This is a genomic window from Streptomyces cyaneus (assembly GCF_004028635.1).
Lineage (GTDB): Bacteria > Actinomycetota > Actinomycetes > Streptomycetales > Streptomycetaceae > Streptomyces > Streptomyces cyaneus.
In genome coordinates this window covers 104,320-121,976 of the sequence record NZ_ML138680.1, presented here as the reverse complement: position 1 = coordinate 121,976, position 17,657 = coordinate 104,320, and the positions used below count along the sequence as shown (strand labels likewise).

Here is a 17,657-nt window from a genome sequence, read left to right as displayed (position 1 = left end):
GGCAACGGCCCCCCGCGGGACTCCTGAGCACCCCACCGGTCCAAGACCAGGGGGCGTTGCGGGCCTCCACGAGCGGCCCGCAACGCCCCCTATCCATGTCCGCTGTCAGTGGGGCCTGTTTGAATGGCTGACGGATGGGGGTGATGGGCATGGTGTCCGCAGACCGTTTGCTGGCCTTCGCCGCGATGTCGGTGTTGGTGATCGTGATCCCGGGGCCGAGTGTCCTGTTCGTCATCGGCCGCGCCCTGGCCCATGGCCGGCGCAGCGCCGTGGCGACCGCCCTCGGCAATGTCTTCGGCTCGTATCTGCTGGTGGTTGCGGTCGCGGTCGGCATCGGCTCGTTGGTCGAGCGGTCCGTGACGATCTACCTGGCGGTGAAACTGGCCGGCGCGGCGTATCTGGTCTATCTGGGCGTGCAGGCGTTCCGGCACCGCAAGGAGTTGAGGGCGGCGGCGATACGGGCCCAGCCGACGGAAGCCTCACGCGGTGATCTCCGTGCGGTCCTCGACGGCGTCCTCGTCGGTGTCACCAACCCCAAGGGCGTGGTGTTCTTCGCCGCCGTACTCCCCCAGTTCGTGGACCACTCGGCGGGCCGTGTCCCGCTGCAGATGCTGCTGTTGGGCCTGGTCCCGATCTCCATCGGCCTGGTCACGGACACCCTGTGGGGCCTGACCGCGTCGGCGGCCCGCACCTGGTTCGCCCGCTCCGACCGCCGGTTGTCGCTGATAGGCGGAGCGGGTGGCTGCACGATGATCGGGCTCGGGGTGACGGTCGCGGTGACGGGTCGGGCTGAGTGACGACTGGGTTGATCGCCTAGGGGATGACGGTCCCGAAGCGGATGTCGTACGACGCGTCCGGATGCATCACCGTCAGCATCCGCTCCCCCTCCTCGGTCACCTCCCCGCGCTGGGCCTTGGTGAGCTCGGTGAACTCCTCGATGACCAGGGCGTCGCCGAGGATCCGCCACACGCCCACGAGGAACCCGTCGACGAGCAGGGGGCAGTAGACCGTGTTCGCCTGCCAGGTGCGGCCACGGTTCGCGGGCGGAATCACACGGGTGCGGTCGGCGTGGGAGAGCAGGACGTTGTCGAACTCGGGCAGGAAGCGGGGTGGCGCCGGGGTTTCCGGGTCCGGGCGCGGGGCGTCGGGGAGGTCGAAGAGTTCGACGCCGCTCTCGTCCCGGAAGGTGACCAGGTCGGGGCGGAGCCGTTCGAAGGCGGCGCGCATCCGGGTCAGGCCGGACCAGGTCTGCATGTCCTTCACGGAGGCCGGCCCGAACGCGGCCAGGTAGCGCAGGACCGTGGCGTCCGGGGAGGCGGCCGGCTCGGCGGGGCGGCCCAGCCAGTGTTCGGCGGTGGTGAGGGAGACCTGGGCGCTGCGGCCCCACAGTCCGCGCGGGGTGACTTGGACGAGGGGCAGCGTGCAGCGGGCGGCGACGGCGAGGGACTGCGGGTCGGCGTCCGGCCACTCGGCGCTGAGGGCCTCGCGCAGCTGCTTCATGGTGCGGGGCTCGGCCTCGACGAGTTCGCGGGCCAGCACGCCGAGCCGGTCCAGGTCGACGCCGACGAGGCCCTTGCGGAAGTAGTTGATCTCGCGGTCCCGGGCGGGCTGCACCAGCGGACGCAGGGTGAGACTGTCGTCGGCGGTGTGCAGGTGGATGGTCGAGCGCATGGTGACGATGCGCACGGCCGCACGGTCGGCCAGCAGTCCGGACAGTTCCTCGGGCGTGAAGCCGTCGAGGCGGGCGGCGAGCGCGTAGTACGGCGGCTTGACCTCCTGGGCCTGCAGGCCGACGAGATGCTCCACGGCTGCCATCGCGGACAGCGGCGAGCGGCGCAGCAGCAGTTGCCGGTCGAGGGTGGCGCGGTTGAGAGCGCGGGTGCTGAGCTGAGGGCTCGCCGCGGTCGTGGTCTGTTTCGTACTGCGCTGGGCGACGGTCCGCTCGGTCGAGGCCTGCTTGTTGGTCGAGGTCTGCTCGTTGGTCGTAGTCCGCTTCGTCATGCTCGGCACGCTAGCGAGGCTTGCGGACAACTTCAGTCCGCAATTCCCACCGGATCCCGGATCGGCTCACTCCCACCCGCGCCACCCGCGCCATTCGCCCCGTATATCCTGCTCCGTGATCACGCACACGCATTCGTCGCCCCAACCGGGAGGCAGCCGCGATGTCCGAGCGACGCGCACGCCCCGCCTCGAAGAACCCCATGAAGTCCGTCTGGCGCCGAGCGGTGACTCCATCGCAGCCACCGAAGCCACCGGAGCCGGCACCCCCGGCACACTCTGCGGCCTCCGACACCACCGAGGTGGCGAGCGTCGTGGAGGCGGCGCTGTACCAGGACGGCGTCCGGGTCTCCTCCCCCGCCACCCTCGCCGAGACCTACCGCGAACTGCGCGACCAGCCCTCCGGCATGGCATGGATCGGCCTGGCCCGCCCCACGGAATCCGAACTCCTCTCCCTGGCGGCCGAGTTCGATCTGCACCCGCTCGCGGTCGAGGACGCGATGGAGGCACACCAGCGGCCCAAGCTGGAGCGTTACGGCGACACGCTCTTCGTGGTCCTGCGCGCCGCCCGCTACCTGGACGCTCCCGAGGAGGTCGACTTCGGCGAACTGCACGTGTTTGTCGGCCCCGACTTCGTGATCACGGTCCGCCACGGCGCGGCCCCCGATCTGTCGGCGGTGCGCCGGCGCATGGAGGAGACCCCGGAACTGCTCAAACTCGGCCCGGAGGCGGTGCTCTACGCGATACTGGACGCGGTGGTCGACGGCTATGAGCCGGTGGTGGTGGGCGTCCAGACCGACATCGACGAGATCGAGACCGAGGTCTTCCGCGGCGACCCCGAGGTCTCTCGCCGTATCTACGAACTCTCCCGCGAAATGGTCGAGTTCCAGCGCGCCACCCGCCCCTTGGTCGGCATGCTGCACGGCCTGATGGCCGGCTTCTCCAAATACGGCACGGACGAGGAACTGCAGCGCTACCTCCGCGACGTCGCCGACCACGTCACCCACACCAGCGAACGCGTCGACGGCTTCCGCCAGGCCCTCACCGAAATCCTCACGGTGAACGCGACGCTGGTCACGCAACAACAGAACGCGGAGATGCGGGCGTTGGCGGAGGCGGGGTTCGAGCAGAACGAGGAGATCAAGAAGATCTCGTCGTGGGCGGCGATCCTGTTCGCTCCGACGCTGGTCGGAACGATTTACGGCATGAACTTCAAGCACATGCCGGAGCTGGGCTGGCCTCTCGGATACCCGTTTGCGATCGGCCTGATGGGGGTTGTTTGCGTCAGTTTGTACGTGATTTTCAAGCGGCGGGACTGGCTCTAGCATCCGACAATCGCTCTTCAAGTGTCTCAGTCGGTGCCGGGTTGGACGAGCTTGAAGACGAGGCGGGCGGCGGCCCGTTGGGCGGCTTGGCGCAGGCGCATCGGGGCCGGGCGGGCCGGAGTCTGTGCGGGAGTGCCTGTCGGGCGGGGGAAGAGGGATTCGGCGTTGGTGCGGTTGACGGCCTGGAGGACACCGGGGTCGACACCGCTGTCGAGGCCGTTGGCGAAGTACTGGCTCGCGATGGCGGGGGCGAACGGCCAGTCGCTGCCGAAGAGGACATGTCCGGGGCGGGCAAAGGCGAGCAGCGTGGGCAGGGCGGCGGAGCTGGAGGACAGCGCGGTGTCGTAGTAGAGGCTGCGGAAGTCGTCCAGCACGTCCAGGGGGCTGCGTCCGGTGCCGCCGGCGATGGCGACGGCCATGCGGTGGGAGGCGTAGGGCACGAAGCCGCCGGCGTGGCTGAGGATGAACCGGATGTTCGGGTACGTGCGTACGACGCCGTTGCGGACCAGGAGGTATGCGGCCCGGGTGGTGTCGAGGAGGAAGTCGGCGGCGAACGGCGGGATCCCGTCGACAGCGGGTGCCGGGAGGTCGGCGGGGTGGACGAACACGACAGCGCCCCGGTCGTTCAGGGTCTGCCACAGTTCGTCCTGGCCGCCCGCGCCGACGTAGACGCCCTGGTTGTTGGCGAGCAGGGTGACCCCGTCGGCCCCCAGCTCGTCCAGGGCCCGCTTGGCCTCGACGGCGGAGGCGGCGACATCTGGCATGGGCAGCGTGGCGAAGTACCCGAAACGGCCCGCGTGTTCGGCGGCGAGGGACGCGGAGAAATCGTTGAGCTGCCGGGCCAGGTCGCCGGCCTCGCCCGGATCGGTGAGGAAGCCGGTGCCCGGGGTGGAGACGGACACGATCGCCGTGGCGGTGCCCAGCAGGTCCATCAGCTCCAGGGCCGACTCGGCGCTCCACTCGGGCAGCTCACGGCCGCCGGCCTCGGCGATGCCCGCCTGGGCGAGGAGGTCCCGGTAGAAGGAGGGAACGATGTGCTGGTGGACATCGACCCGGCCCGCTGCGCCGGTCACGAGGCGTCCTCCTGGGCCTTCTGGGCGGTGAGCAGGTCGAGCGCCACGTCGGTGAGCATGTCTTCCTGGCCGCCGACCATGCCCCGCCGTCCGACCTCGACGAGCAGGGCACGCGCGTCGATGCCGTAGCGGGCAGAGGCGGTCTCGGCGTGGCGCAGGAAGCTGGAGTACACGCCTGCGTAGCCGAGGGTGAGGGTTTCGCGGTCGACCTGAACGGGGCGGTCCTGCAGCGGTCGTACGAGGTCGTCGGCCGCGTCCTGCAGGGCGAACAGGTCGCAGCCGTGGGCGTGTCCGAGCTTGTCGGCGGCGGCGATGAACACCTCCAGCGGGGCGTTGCCGGCACCGGCGCCCATGCCCGCGAGGCTGGCGTCGACGCGGTGGGCGCCGTGTTCGACGGCGGTGAGGGAGTTGGCCACGCCGAGGGAGAGGTTGTGGTGGGCGTGGATGCCGATCTCGGTGGCCGCATCGAGGGTCTGGCGCAGGGCGTCGACGCGTTCGGCGACCCCATCCATGGTCAGGGCGCCGCCGGAGTCGACGACGTAGACGCAGGTGGCGCCATAACTCTCCATCAGCTTCGCCTGGCGGGCGAGGTGTGCGGAGTCGGTCATGTGGCTCATCATCAGGAAGCCGACGGTGTCCATGCCCAACTCCCGCGCGGCCGCGATGTGCTGGGCGGAGATGTCGGCCTCGGTGCAGTGCGTGGCCACGCGGACAACAGATGCCCCGGCGCGGTGGGCGTCGCGCAGGTCGTGGACGGAGCCGATGCCGGGCAGCAGCAGCGTGGCGACCCGCGCGCGGGTCACGGCGCCGGCAACGGCCTCGATCCACTCCAGATCCGTGTGGGCGCCGAAGCCGTACACGCAGGAGGAGCCGGCTAGGCCGTCGCCGTGCGCGACCTCGATGGAGTCCACTCCGGCCGCGTCCAGGGCGGCGGCTACGGTGACCGCCTGGTCGACCGTGTACTGGTGGCGGATGGCGTGCATGCCGTCCCGCAGGGTGACGTCGCTGATGTAGAGGCGGCTCATCGGGCGGCTCCCGCGGGGGTCTGCGCGTACTGGGCGTGTTGGGCGATGCGCTCGGCGGCGGCGACGGCCGCGGAGGTCATGATGTCGAGGTTTCCGGCGTAGGCGGGCAGGTAGTCGGCGGCGCCGGTGACTTCGAGCATCACCGTCACCTTGGTGCCGGTGAACTTGCCCGTCTGCGGGATGTACAGGGGTTTTTCCGGGCCGTACACGTCGAACTGAACCCTCTGCTTGAGCCGGTAGCCGGGCACGTAGGCCTGCACCTTCTCGGCCATGGCCAGGATGCTGTTCTCGATGGCGGCGTGGTCGCAGTCGCCCTCGATGAGGCAGTACACGGTGTTGCGCATCAGCAGCGGCGGCTCGGCCGGGTTGAGGATCATCACGGCCTTGCTGCGCTGCGCGCCGGCGACCTCGCGCAGGGCGCGGGAGGTGGTCTCGGTGAACTCGTCGATGTTGGCGCGGGTGCCGGGTCCGGCCGACCGGGCGGCGATGGAGGAGACGATCTCGGCGTAGGCGACGGGGGCGACCTGCGCGACCGCGGCGGCGATCGGGACGGTGGCCTGGCCGCCGCAGGTGACCATGTTGAGGTTCGGGGCGTCGAGGTGGGCGTCGAGGTTGACCACGGGCACGCAGTACGGCCCGACGGCGGCCGGCGTGAGGTCGAGGACGCGGACGCCGGTGGGCTCCAGCCTGGCCCAGTTCGCCTGGTGGGCGGTGGCGGAGGTGGCGTCGAAGACCAGCTTGATGTCGGCGAACTCGGGCAGTGCCAGGAGCCCGTCCACGCCGTCGGCGGTGGTGGCGATGCCCAGACGGCGGGCGCGGGCCAGACCGTCGGAGGTGGGGTCGATGCCGACCATCGCTCCCATCGTCAGCGCGCCGGAGCCACGCAGGATCTTGATCATGAGGTCGGTGCCGATGTTGCCGGAGCCGATGACGGCGACCGGCCACGGGGCGGGGGCAGGAGGCATGAAGGAGTCCTCGTGTGAGTGTGGGAAGGGCGGGGGGTGCCTCAGACGAAGGTCACCGACACCGGGCCGAGGGCGCTGAAGCGCGCCTCGATCTTCTGGCCGGCGCTGACGAAGGGGGCGGTGGTCATTGCGCCGGGCAGCACCACGTGTCCGGGCTCCAGGGTGACGCCGAAGCCTGCGAGGGTGTTGGCCAGCCAGGCGACCGCGGCCGCCGGATGGCCCAGCACTTCCTTCCCGCTGCCCGAGGCGACGCGCTCCCCGTCGACGACCAGGTCCACGAGGACGGCAGGGAGATCGGGTACCTCGGACAGGGGTGTCCAGGGGCCGCAGACCAGGCCGGCGGAGCTGGCGTTGTCGGCGACCGTGTCGACCAGGGTGATCTCCCAGTCGCGGATCCGGCTGTCGACGATCTCCAGCGCGGGCGCGACCGCGTCGGTGGCGCCCAGGACGTCCTCGACGGTGATGCCCGGTCCGCGCAGGGGCTCGGCGAGGCGGAAGCAGATCTCCGGTTCGATGCGCGGCCGGCAGTAGCGTGCCGCGAGCACGCTGCTGCCGTCGCGGTGGACCATGTCGTCCAGCAAGTGACCGAAGTCCGGCTCGTCCACGCCGAGAAGCTGCTGCATGGCGGTCGCGGTCAGCCCGACCTTGTGGCCGACGATGCTCGCTCCGTCGGCCAGGCGCCGGGCAATGTTGCCCTGCTGGACGGCATAGGCGTCTGCCAGCTCCAGGCCGGGCAACAGGGCCGACAGCGGGTCGATCGGCGCCACGTGATGCTCGGCCTCACGCAGGAGCCGACGGGCTTTCTCACGCTGTGGCGCGGTCAGGGTCATCCCTTGCTCCTCGATGCCATGCGGCCGGCCGCGTCACAGACCAACTGTGCATGCAGCTCGAACATCGCCACCAGGTCGACGGCGTCGCCGTGGATCTCCCGGTGCACGAACAGACCGTCGGCGCCGGCGACGGCGTAGGTGGTGAGCATGCGCACGGCGTCCTCGTCCAGATCCGGGAACACGGTCCCGGCCACCTCGGTGATCTTCTGGGTGGCGATGTCACGGACCTGGAGGAACACCGTCCGGCCCCGGGGCTCGCTGGGCCGCCGCTCCAGAGCGAGCATCAGGCCGAGGCGCAGGAAGTCCGGCGCGTCGACCAGTGACTTGGCCACGTTCGCCGCCATGACGGTGACCCGCTCCAGCGGCGTGCCCGTCTCTTCGCCGGGCAGCTCGACGGCTGCCAGCCAGGTCTCGAAGCTGCGCTCGATGACAGCGGCGATCAGGTCGTCCTTGTCCTTGAAGTGCCAGTAGATCGAGCTCGCCGGCAGCCCGCACTTGGCACTGACCGCCGCGATGGACGTGCCCTCGTAACCGCGCTCGCCCGCAATCTCCACCGTGGCGTCGAGGATGCGCTGCCGTGACTCCACCCCGTTCGCCCGCTTCTTGCGCGTCATCTGCGGCCTGCTCATCGGATGCGCCCTTCCTGTCCTGCCGGCACTTGACCCCGTTCTCCACCCACCTTACCGTAGCGGTCGTTCCAACTGTAGTAAACGCTACAGCAACGTGTTCGCAACACACCGCGACAGGGACGACAGCGAGGTGCCTGGTGAGCGAGTTCAGAGCCGGAGACATGACCTACGACGTGGCGGTGATCGGCTACGGGCCCACCGGCGTCACCGCCGCGAACCTGTTGGGGGCGATGGGCCTACGGGTCGTCGTCGTCGAACGCGACGCCGAGATCTACACCCGCGCCCGCGCGATCTCCACCGACGAGGAGGTCCTGCGGATCTGGCAGCGCACCGGTCTGGCCGACCGGCTGAAGCAGGACATGCTGGCCGAGCGGCCCCTCGACTTCGTCGACGCGCGCGGCCGGCCGTTCCTCAGCGCGCACCCCACCCCGCGCGGACACAGGCATCCGCCGCAGATGTTCATCTACCAGCCGGCGCTGGAGCAGGTCCTGCGCGACGGGGTCACCCGCTACCCGAACGTGGAGGTGCTGCTGCGGCACGAGTGTCTGCGGCTGCGCCAGTCCGCAGACGGGGCGGGCGTGGAGCTGACGGTGGTCAGCACCGCCGACGACTCCGTGCACCGCCTGCGCGCCACGTACGTGATCGCGGCCGACGGCGGCTCCAGCCTCACCCGGGCGCAGCTCAACATCGGCTACGAGGGCAAGACGTACGAGGACCGCTGGGTCGTCATCGACACCGAGATGCTGAAGCCGTGGCCGGACCACGACCGGCTGCGCTTCCGCTGTGACCCGGCCCGGCCCGCCGTCGACTGCCCGACCCCGCTCGGGCACCACCGCTGGGAGTTCCCGATCCTGCCGGGCGACGACGAGAAGCACCTCACCAGCGACGACGCCGTGTACGGGCTGGTCTCCCGGTACGGGATCAGCCGGGACGACATCAAGATCCTGCGGGCCACCGTCTACAGCCACCACGTGCGCTTCGCCTCCCGCTTCCGGGTCGGCAAGGTCTTCCTGGCCGGTGACGCCGCCCACGCCATGCCGCCGTGGATCGGCCAGGGCATGGCCGCCGGCGTACGCGACGTGGCCAACCTGTGCTGGAAGCTCCGCTCGGTGCTGCGCGGCGAACTGCCCGAGACCGTGCTCGACAGCTACGAGACCGAGCGCAAGCCCCACGTCAAGGAGATCACCAAGCGGGCGGCCTTCGTCGGGCGGATCATCACCGAACGGCGCCCGCCCGTCACCCGGGTCCGCGACTGCGCGCTGCGTGCCCTGAATCATGTGCCGGGCTTCGGCGACTGGCTCCAGGACTCGCGCTGGATACCCGTCGCCTACTACTCCGACGGACTGCAGGCCCGCCCCCGCACCAGGGCGTCCGGCCGCCAGATCCCCCAGCCCTGGGTGACCGGGCCCGACGGCGTACGGGTCCGGCTGGACGACGCGCTCGGCGGCCGCTGGCTGCTTCTGCACGCGGGGCCGGCCGCTCCCCAGCCCGCCTGGGACCGCCTGGACCTTCCGGCGCTCACCGTCACGCCGGCCGGGTCCCGCCCGGCCGACGGCACCCTCGTCGACAGCGACGGCGTCCTGCTGGCCTGGATGGCCGAGCACCGGGCGGCCACCCTCGCCCTGCGACCGGACGCCTACGTGTACGCCGCCGCGGCCACCGGCGCCCAACTCCCGCCGCCCCCGGCCGGATTCGCTCCCGCAGCGCAGCCGACCGCCAGCACGAGCCAGTGAGGACACGATGACCACACAGACCGAACTGCCGCCGATGCAGGAGTACCTGCTCGACTCCGCCGGGAAGAAGATCTTCGTCGCCGAGACGGGGGACGGCCCGCCGGTCCTGCTGCTGCACGGCGGCGGCCCCGGTGCGTCCGGCGTCTCCAACTACGCCCGCAACATCGCCGCGCTGGCGAAGGAGTACCGGGTCATCGTGCCCGACCTGCCCGGCTACGGGCGCAGCAGCAAGGGCGTGGACGGCGCCGATCCCTTCGGCTACCTCGCCGACGGCATCCGCGGCGTGCTGGACCGACTCGGCCTGGACCGCGCCCACATGGTCGGCAACTCGTACGGCGGCGCCTGTGCCCTGCGGCTGGCACTGGACACGCCCGAGCGCGTGGAGCGGATGGTCCTCATGGGCCCCGGCGGCATCGGCACCACCCGTGCCCTGCCCACGCCCGGCCTCAACAGCCTGCTCAACTATTACTCCGGGGACGGTCCTTCGCGGCTGAAGCTGGAGAAGTTCATCCGCACCTACCTCGTCTTCAACGCCGCCGAGGTCCCGGACTCCGTGATCGACGCGCGCTACCGGGACAGCATCGACCCGGAAGTTGTCGCCACCCCGCCGCTGCGCCGTCCGTCCGGCCCGAACGCGCTGCGCACGCTGTGGAAGATGGACTTCACCCGCGACCAGCGCCTGGCCCGCTTCCCCGTGCCCACGCTGGTGCTGTGGGGCGCCGCCGACAAGGTCAACCGGCCCAGCGGCGGGCGCCTGCTGGCCGAGCGCATGCCCGACTGCGACCTGTATCTGGTGGCCAACACCGGCCACTGGGTGCAGTTCGAACGCGCCGACCTCTTCAACCGCCTGTGCGCCGACTTCCTGGCGGGCCGGCGATGAACACGCCGCACGCTCCGTCCGTCTTCGGCGCGGTCCACCTCGGCTACATCGTCATCGAGACCGACCGCTTCACCGACTGGCGCCGCTTCGGCACCGACGCCATCGGCATGCACCACGACGACCTCGACACCGGCCTGATGCGCTTCCGCCTCGACGACCAGGAATGCCGCTTCCTGCTGCAGCGCGGCCCGGCCGAGGACGTCGTCGCCACCGGCTGGCACATCGACGATCACGCCACCTTCGAACGGATCGAGGCCCGCATCCGCGTCCATGGCGTCCCCGTCACCGAGGGCACGCCCGACGAAGCGGCGCTACGCGGCGTCGAACGCCTGCTGCGTTTCCCCGGCCCCAAGGGCATCACCCAGGAGATCTACACGAGCCCGGTGAAGTCGGCGGAGCCCCTGCGGATGCTCGCCTCCGGCTTCGTCACCGGCGACTCCGGCATGGGCCACATCGCGGTCACGTCCGCCAGGCCGGCGCAGATCCGCGGCTACTTCAACACCGTCTTCGACGCCCGCCTGACCGACTACATCGACGAGACCATCAGCGGCGTCAAACTCAAGATCCGCTTCCTGCGGGTCAACGAACGCCACCACTCCATCGCCATCGCCGCCGTCCGCGGCCTGCCGATCGACCCGGTCCGCACCCGCATCCAGCACCTCAACATCCAGGCCGCCACCCTCGACGACGTGGCCCGCAGCTACCAGCGGGTGCACGAACTCGGCTTCGACATGGCCCTGTCCGTCGGCCAGCACACCAACGACAAGGAACTCTCCTACTACGCCCGCACTCCCTCGGGCTTCGAGTGGGAGGTCGGCTGGAACCCCGTCGTCATCGACGAGACCACGTGGCAGCCCACCACCCACCGGGGCATCAGCATCTGGGGCCACACGCCCGTCGGCCAGACCATCGTCGACAAGCTCGACCAGTTCCGCCTCGGGGCCCGCTCCCTCGCCCACCCCGAGAAGACCGTCCCCGCCCTCAGCGGCCCCGGAATCCCCGATGACTGATCGCCGGGCCGGCCGGACCGGCCTCCCCCACCGGACCGGCCGGCCCGCAGAATCGTCCGTGCCGCGTCGTCGGGGGAGATGCGGGCCGGCTTTGGGCGAGGCATGACGGGTGAGGTCCGATGTCGGTGTCCGCAGGAACACGGCAGAGTCTCGACGGTCCTGGGGAGCGTGTGGGGAGAACCGACCGCGCAACGCGGCACGATCCTGAGAAACGCCGAAAGACTCATCTGCGCAGGCCATAGGCGCCCAAGCTCGCATCGTCGCAGGTCAGAGCCACCGGGTAGACAACTTCAAGAAGATCTCGTCCTGGGCGGCCATTCTGTTCGCGCCGATGCTGGTCGGGACGATCTACGGGATGAACTTCAAGCACATGCCGGAGTTGCACTGTGTGCTCGGATATCCCTTTGCGATCGCCCTGATGGGGGTTGTGTGTACGAGTTTGTACGTGATCTTCAAGCGGCGGGACTGGATTTGAGTGGCCACTACTAAGGGTCCTGGTCAGGGGCTACTACGCGTCATCCCGCACGTACACCATCAGCCTTATCAATTCTGCGCAACTCCTGCGCAACCTCTACGAGGTCATCCGCACAACCGGACAGTATCTCTGCGACGGCATTTCTATCATGCTTTGGAACGGTGTAAGCGAGACGCTTCCAGTCTCTAACGTCGTACAACTGTTTACGCAGTTGCCGTAGAATGAATCGACCGTTTTCGGTCAGTCGGAGTGACGGATCCTTACAGAGCCGGTCCAGCAGAATGACGCGCCGCGCCAGGTCGGGCGCCGACTGATTGGGCACAGCAGACGAAATGCTGGTGGGTTCCGGCCTAGAACCTGTCCGATGTTTTTCCGGGACCGGTTCCTGACCGTTGGCGAGGCGCCTCCGGACATCACGGGCTGTGCCCGTGGAAATCCCTGACTGTCGGGCGATCTCCCGCAGCGATGCGTTCGGATTCTGTCTGATGACCTCGGCTGCCGTCAGGCGTCCCGCCGCTGTGCTCGACGGGCGAGCCCGCCCGTCGATTCCGATACGCACCGGTTGCGTGCCTTCATCACCGGCCTGCCTCCGCATTGCTGCGACGTACTTGGCGCTCAGCCCGCTCAGCTTGGCGATGCTCCGGTCTGACCATTCCGGATGATACTGGAGGATGCGTAACACTGCCTCTCTGCGCTCCTCACGGGAGAGAGGCAGTCCATGGCGAGCATTGGCTTCCACCGCATGCGTGAAAGCGTCCCTCTCGTCGCCCTCGAACCACTGCGCGGCGAGCGTGCGCTGGTTACGCAGGATCATCGCATGCACCCGATGCATGCCGTCCACCACACGCATGGTCTCCCGGTGCACCAGAATCGGCGGGAGTTCCGCCTCGTTCTCAGCAAGGCGCTTCACATGTTCGAGGTCGATGGCGAAACGTGGCGAGTCGGCCGGCCGCAGAACTCCTATTTCGACCTGAAAGACGGTCTCCTGATTCTGAAAGAGAACCGACATGCGGGATCCTCCCGGGCTTCAAATCACTGAACCCAAAATTTTTGACGTGTAACAACCACAGCAGACACGAATCGCTCAACCAGCCGATGCGACCGACCTCGAACCATGTCCTGTCGGACCAGACTTCTTTGGGGCCGGCGCCGGCGCGACGCTACTTCCTCGAAGTGCTGTCCCGCGAAGTGCGTTTCGCCGGACAACGCTGATGAACTCCCATCGTCGCGAGTCAGCGGGCGCCGCTCCCCAATTCTCCGCCCACAGGTCGATCGTCACTCGGTGGATCAAGGCTCACATGCCCCGGCCTGGCGATCAGGTTGAGATCGAGCGCCATACAACGAATTCCGCCGCCAGCCTTAATGAATTCGTCGACGGGAGAGATGCATACGGTGAATCCCCAGTCCAAGAGCGCCGACCTGACTCGCGGCGGGCAAGAGGGCATCACCACAGTGTTTCCGACCACTACGGAGTTGGCGCAAAAGGACAGCGCTTCGTCAATACTGATGACCAGCGGCTCTGGCACCAGGCTCTCGATGACCCGCCGCCCCTCCTGATCCCAGACGTCGGGCGCATAGATTGCTCGACGGTCGTCGAGCGGGCAGAAGGACATGTCGAGGTGATAGAAGCGCGGGTCGACGATCGGGACCGTCACCACCTGTTTGTCGAACACGCGGGACAGATGCATTGCCGCGGCGGGTGACGTGCGTGGTCCGTTGCCACACAGCAGCACGTCGCCGAAGCGGACCACGTCTCCCCCCTCCAGGTACATATCAGGATCGTCGGGCCAGGGAATCTCGGCAAACCCGTGTTCCAGAAGCCACGTCGCACCGAACGCGGCCTCGTCCCGGCGCTCAGGATGCCGGAAGCGACCACGGACGAAACATCCCCCCGCCACAATCCCTACATCCGTCGGGAACACCATGTCCGACAGTCCGGGCAGCGAGGGAAAGTGATGGACCTCGGCGCCGGCAGCCCGCAGGTTTGCGACGAGGCCCTCCCATTCACGCCAACTCTTCTTGCGATCGGGGCGTCGCTCGGCCGACATCCACGGATTGATCTCGAAGGTGACATCGAAGTGGTCGGGGCTGCACAGGAGGAACTTCTTCTGCGATTTCAGTGAACCAGTAGGAAGACCAGCAGAAATCATAATCAGCTCTCTTTTGGCGATGAACTATTCTGAGCTATCAGAGGAGGACTCGCGAATCGGCGCCGACACGGATCTCGCGCGACTTGCGCAGATCACGGCTGACCACGATCTTCTTCAGCCACCGGTCGGTGCCGTCGTAGGCGGCACGGAACGAGCGACGGCCATGCACAGCCCGGAAATTATCGATGAAAAGGATCTCTCCAGCGCGCACTACGATGTCCTGAAGACCTGCTTCGAGCTTCTGAGTCGCCAGTTCCAGAGCATCCTCCGCCAGGCTGTCTCCCGGGACCGCTGACATGAAATACGGATCGATACGCAGGTAGGGACGATCGACTCCACCGAAGAGGACCGCCGTGGGGACCGGCGCATCAGCGGCCTGCACGATGGTGGAGCGTGGATGCATGAGGTCCGCCCGGGCGTTACGTACATGTTCGTCATCGGGCCGGATCAAGAATCGCGGCTCGGACAGAACCTGCATAACCTCCTCGGGCAGTTCCAGCTTGGCGACACTTGCATACGTGGTGGGCACCTCACCGTGATTGCGCATGCCCATCAGACCCAAATAGTCGCAGCGGTACGGATGGAAACCATCCTCGGTGTGCCACTCCAACTGGTCGGCGCTACCATGGCCACTTTGCTGGCGCTCCTCTCCATAGATTGGAACGACGTTTTGCACCAGGTTGCCGCGCTGCAGCGTCGACCAGCCGAATGGATCACCCAACAGTGAAGCCACCAACGTAAGGAAGAACTCCTCACGCCGCGTCGAGGCGGGATCCGCCTGTTTCGACCAGTGCGGCGGCGTCGGCCCGATTCTAGAATCATCCACCTGAAATCCACGCACAACGACAGCCGCCGCTGTTTCATTTAGCCGGAACGTTCGCACGAAACGCGTAAGGTCATCGGGCAGGCCGGCGGCTATCCGCGGCGCATCGAGTAGAAATTCTGGCACTTGTGCGTGAAGGTATTCAGCGCTTGCGCTGGCCAGGACGTTCTCGATCGTCTGCAGATCAACCGGATTTACGTCAAAGTAGACGAGCTCGGTGGATTGAGATGTAGCGGTCATTGCGGTCCTCCGAGAAGGGTGTGATCGCCGCTTGCCTGACAGACCTGCGGGCCTCAATAGCACGTAGACGCTCAACGGAAGCGCACTCGAGGGCGCATTGCCGAGTTTTCCGGCGGCGCCTGCCGAGAACAAGGATGAATGCCCGGCACTTTAGGGACGGAATATTGCCTGCTGGATGCCTGTTGGATTCCTGGTTGTCGACAACAGTGGAGGCGTTGCTATATCGTCGATCTTTCGTGAGGGTCCGTCGGCGGAGTCGGTGGGCCCTTTCGCTTTGCGGAGTTGATGGCCTGGTTGTCGCGTCGGGGGGCAGCTGGGGGTGGGCGGGTGCGTGAGCCGTTCGGGAGCGGCGATGATCTGGCCGGTCCAGGCCTAGTGCTGGGTGCGGCGGAGAATCCTGCGTCGGCTGGTGGTGACGGGCTGAGCGGCTGCGGAGAACGGGGGCAATCGCAGGCGGCGGGTGTCCCGGAGCCGAGTCTTTGCGGCGTTGTCGCACGTTCGAGGGGCGGTCTCCATGAGACCGCCCTGCACGTCCGGAGTCCTGCTGCACTAGTAGTGACACCGGCGGGCGACTGCTTGACGTCGGCGGCGCCAGTTCGACCAGCTCAGCGCGTGGTGTCGTGCTCGGTGTCCGCGCAGCTGCGGGGGTCGGGGACAACAAGCTGCCAGGAGTCGCCGAACCTCCGCCACTGTGAGCTCGACGGCCCCGGCAGCCCCACTGGTTGTGCCCCCTTATCTCCGGCCTGGTGTGCCGTGGCGGCGAGGAAGTCGTGCACGACGCACGAAGCCTCCCTCAAGCTCGCCTGCTGTCTGATCACCCACCGGCAGCTCCGTTCATTGCGTTGCCGTTGTCAGAGGTCGTTCTCTTTCCGAACCTCGTGTGTGGTTCTCGCTGGTCAGATATGGGATAGCCGCTGTTGCGGGAGTCTTGGCTTGTTGCTGGCCGAGATGTCGTGGGGGGTGGCGGATGCCGTCGATGCGGGCGGTGTTGGAAGCGCGGCGGAAGGCCGCGGCGGTGGGTGTGGGGGAACTCGAAGCCGAGCTGGAACGGGTGCGGGCGGCTCTGGCGGACGCGGAAGAAGTACTCAGGCGCCGGGTGATCGGCCTGGAGCAGTATCTGGAGGCATTGGCCGAGGCGGATGCGCCCGCCGAAGTGATCGGCGGGGTGTCACAGCGGAAGCCGCGTCACCAAGATGACGGTCTACAACCTGATCCACAGCAGGCACCTACCGGCCATCCGGGTCGGCCGCTCCTTCCGTGTGCCCGAACAAGCCGTCTACGCATTTCTGCGTGAAAGCTGGGAAGCCGCCAACGTCGACGGCCTGTGACCACACTTGGGCTGCCCCAGACTGCTGGCGACGACGGACAACCGACGCGTTTCGGCCTCGGAGTCCTAGCCCAGACACCAGCCGCAAAGTAGGTCGCGGGTAGCCGGACTACTCGAGGGCCGGCCTGAAGGGGTCCGGTTGCTCCTGCTGCGGAACGGGGGGGTGGGGCGGCCTGATGCCGTTCTGCCTCCCACCGTTCCTGTTCCCGGTGGTCCCGTTCCTCCCGGTAGGCCGCCTCCGCTCGGACATACCGTGGGGCTGTCCAGACCGTGAACAACGGTTCCAGCTGGTACAACGTGCGCTGCACGATCCGGCGGTAAGGAACGGCGCGATCTGCGAACACCCACCCTAGGAACTCCGCCAGCGGCACCTGCGGGCCTGCCTCCCCAAAACCCCCCGCGAACCGCGCCAAGCCCTCCGCTACGACTAGGCTGCCGCCCTCGTCGGTCACCAGGCGCACTGAGGGGACCAGCCCCAGCCACGGCGGCCGCAGCCGGTCGCTGAACCACACCGACCGAACGTCGTTCACACGCATCCGCTCCGTGCGGGCCGCGATGGCGTCCGGCGTGATAGGCGACAACTGTGCCTCCAGAGCTACCCGCCAGGTCCCGCCCGGGTCGCTCGCCATGACGTCCGCCGGCCACACGCCCTCGGGACCGCGCGCCTCCATCTCGCAGTGCGCGCCCGTGGCTCGGGCCGCCGTCGCAAGTTCCAGCTTGAGTAGGTGATGAGCCATCGACTCTCCGGCGGTCGCACATTCCGGAGCGCCCGGGGCATGGGCGAAGAATCGCAACCCGGTCGGCGAGACCTTCGCCCGGACCCGGTGCCGGCATTCGGCACATACCAAGTGCGCGGACGGCCTCACCTGCCAGACGTCCGCCCACGCTCGCCCACAGCCGGGATCCGGCAGATGAGCGAAGACCGTCCCCCACTGCTCGTGTACGGCACGGAACGCCATGGGGTGCCCCCTCCTGGTCGGTCTGCAACCGGAACGTGCCCCACGGGACCGGCAGTTCCTCACGCCCGCCACCGTCATGCGGATGCTGCGCGAACACGACGACCAGACCGCCAGGGCGGCGAGCGCCTGATTACCCCCGCTACTTTGCGGCTGGTGTCTGGGCTAGGACTCCGAGGCCGTTTCCGCAGTGAGGTGTACGCATTTACCCCGACAGG

General features: G+C 68.1%; 15 protein-coding genes and 4 pseudogenes. 9 read left to right on the top strand and 10 right to left on the bottom strand.

Going from position 1 to position 17,657, the window contains the following annotated elements; translation table 11 throughout:
* Positions 1-149: 149 nt before the first annotated feature.
* The gene (locus EHO50_RS09075; RefSeq protein ID WP_128429364.1) at positions 150-797 is read left to right on the top strand and encodes a LysE family translocator; all 648 of its coding nucleotides are present in this window, start codon (positions 150-152) and stop codon (positions 795-797) included.
* Positions 798-813: 16 nt separating this feature from the next.
* On the opposite strand, the gene EHO50_RS09070 is transcribed toward EHO50_RS09075, so the two are convergent.
* Complete coding sequence (locus EHO50_RS09070) at positions 814-2,001, bottom strand: winged helix DNA-binding domain-containing protein (protein ID WP_246101083.1); 1,188 nt, start codon at positions 1,999-2,001, stop codon at positions 814-816.
* 161 nt (positions 2,002-2,162) lie between these two features.
* Between EHO50_RS09070 and EHO50_RS09065 the strand changes: the two genes are divergently transcribed.
* The gene (locus tag EHO50_RS09065; RefSeq protein ID WP_128429362.1) at positions 2,163-3,323 is read left to right on the top strand and encodes a magnesium and cobalt transport protein CorA; all 1,161 of its coding nucleotides are present in this window, start codon (positions 2,163-2,165) and stop codon (positions 3,321-3,323) included.
* A gap of 26 nt (positions 3,324-3,349) precedes the next feature.
* Here EHO50_RS09065 and EHO50_RS09060 read toward each other — a convergent pair whose 3' ends face one another.
* The 5 genes from EHO50_RS09060 to EHO50_RS09040 are packed head-to-tail and all read right to left on the bottom strand — an operon-like array spanning position 3,350 to position 7,845.
* Positions 3,350-4,396: an amidohydrolase family protein gene (locus EHO50_RS09060; RefSeq protein ID WP_128429361.1), complete on the bottom strand. Its 1,047-nt coding sequence runs from the start codon at positions 4,394-4,396 to the stop codon at positions 3,350-3,352.
* Complete coding sequence (dmpG, locus tag EHO50_RS09055) at positions 4,393-5,421, bottom strand: 4-hydroxy-2-oxovalerate aldolase (protein WP_128429360.1); 1,029 nt, start codon at positions 5,419-5,421, stop codon at positions 4,393-4,395. Before dmpG ends, EHO50_RS09060 begins: the two co-directional genes overlap by 4 nt.
* A complete protein-coding gene (locus EHO50_RS09050) occupies positions 5,418-6,386 on the bottom strand; it encodes an acetaldehyde dehydrogenase (acetylating) (RefSeq protein WP_128429359.1) in 969 nt (322 codons plus the stop codon). Before EHO50_RS09050 ends, dmpG begins: the two co-directional genes overlap by 4 nt.
* Before the next feature lie 41 nt (positions 6,387-6,427).
* The gene (locus EHO50_RS09045) at positions 6,428-7,216 is read right to left on the bottom strand and encodes a 2-keto-4-pentenoate hydratase (protein ID WP_128429358.1); all 789 of its coding nucleotides are present in this window, start codon (positions 7,214-7,216) and stop codon (positions 6,428-6,430) included.
* Positions 7,213-7,845: a TetR/AcrR family transcriptional regulator gene (locus tag EHO50_RS09040; protein ID WP_128429357.1), complete on the bottom strand. Its 633-nt coding sequence runs from the start codon at positions 7,843-7,845 to the stop codon at positions 7,213-7,215. The genes EHO50_RS09045 and EHO50_RS09040 overlap by 4 nt, the downstream gene beginning before the upstream one ends.
* 161 nt (positions 7,846-8,006) lie before the next feature.
* On the opposite strand from EHO50_RS09040, the gene EHO50_RS09035 reads away from it, so the two are divergent.
* The 4 genes and pseudogenes from EHO50_RS09035 to EHO50_RS09020 form a co-directional block, all read left to right on the top strand.
* Entirely contained in the window at positions 8,007-9,578 is a 1,572-nt protein-coding gene (locus tag EHO50_RS09035; protein ID WP_128429413.1) for a bifunctional 3-(3-hydroxy-phenyl)propionate/3-hydroxycinnamic acid hydroxylase, read from the top strand.
* Positions 9,579-9,585: 7 nt separating this feature from the next.
* Positions 9,586-10,458 carry an alpha/beta fold hydrolase gene (locus EHO50_RS09030; RefSeq protein WP_128429356.1) on the top strand — a complete coding sequence of 291 codons (873 nt, stop codon included), beginning with the start codon at positions 9,586-9,588 and terminating at the stop codon, positions 10,456-10,458.
* The gene (locus EHO50_RS09025; RefSeq protein WP_128429355.1) at positions 10,455-11,468 is read left to right on the top strand and encodes a VOC family protein; all 1,014 of its coding nucleotides are present in this window, start codon (positions 10,455-10,457) and stop codon (positions 11,466-11,468) included. Before EHO50_RS09030 ends, EHO50_RS09025 begins: the two co-directional genes overlap by 4 nt.
* A gap of 283 nt (positions 11,469-11,751) precedes the next feature.
* Positions 11,752-11,943: pseudogene (locus EHO50_RS09020) on the top strand (CorA family divalent cation transporter); the annotation flags it as partial.
* Positions 11,944-11,983: 40 nt separating this feature from the next.
* Here the strand turns inward: EHO50_RS09020 and EHO50_RS09015 are convergent.
* From EHO50_RS09015 to gntD, 3 genes are all read right to left on the bottom strand, one after another.
* Positions 11,984-12,952: a transcriptional regulator gene (locus tag EHO50_RS09015; protein ID WP_128429353.1), complete on the bottom strand. Its 969-nt coding sequence runs from the start codon at positions 12,950-12,952 to the stop codon at positions 11,984-11,986.
* 223 nt (positions 12,953-13,175) lie between these two features.
* Positions 13,176-14,093 (bottom strand): dimethylarginine dimethylaminohydrolase family protein, encoded by a 918-nt coding sequence (locus EHO50_RS09010; RefSeq protein WP_128429352.1) that lies wholly within the window; start codon positions 14,091-14,093, stop codon positions 13,176-13,178.
* A 37-nt stretch (positions 14,094-14,130) separates the two neighbouring features.
* Positions 14,131-15,156, bottom strand: coding sequence for a guanitoxin biosynthesis L-enduracididine beta-hydroxylase GntD (gntD, locus tag EHO50_RS09005; protein ID WP_128429351.1), 1,026 nt, complete (start codon positions 15,154-15,156; stop codon positions 14,131-14,133).
* Positions 15,157-16,132: 976 nt separating this feature from the next.
* Between gntD and EHO50_RS44870 the strand changes: the two are divergent.
* Both EHO50_RS44870 and EHO50_RS08990 read left to right on the top strand, forming a co-directional pair.
* Positions 16,133-16,339: pseudogene (locus EHO50_RS44870) on the top strand (hypothetical protein); the annotation flags it as partial.
* Positions 16,338-16,484 (top strand): annotated as a pseudogene (locus tag EHO50_RS08990) (excisionase family DNA-binding protein); the annotation flags it as partial. The pseudogenes EHO50_RS44870 and EHO50_RS08990, both read left to right, overlap by 2 nt.
* A 511-nt stretch (positions 16,485-16,995) precedes the next feature.
* Here the strand turns inward: EHO50_RS08990 and EHO50_RS46240 are convergent.
* Positions 16,996-17,220 (bottom strand): annotated as a pseudogene (locus EHO50_RS46240) (competence protein CoiA family protein); the annotation flags it as partial.
* Positions 17,221-17,440: 220 nt separating this feature from the next.
* Between EHO50_RS46240 and EHO50_RS45575 the strand changes: the two are divergent.
* On the top strand, positions 17,441-17,572 hold the full coding sequence (locus EHO50_RS45575; protein WP_281288174.1) for a hypothetical protein: 132 nt from the start codon (positions 17,441-17,443) through the stop codon (positions 17,570-17,572).
* Positions 17,573-17,657: the final 85 nt, after the last annotated feature.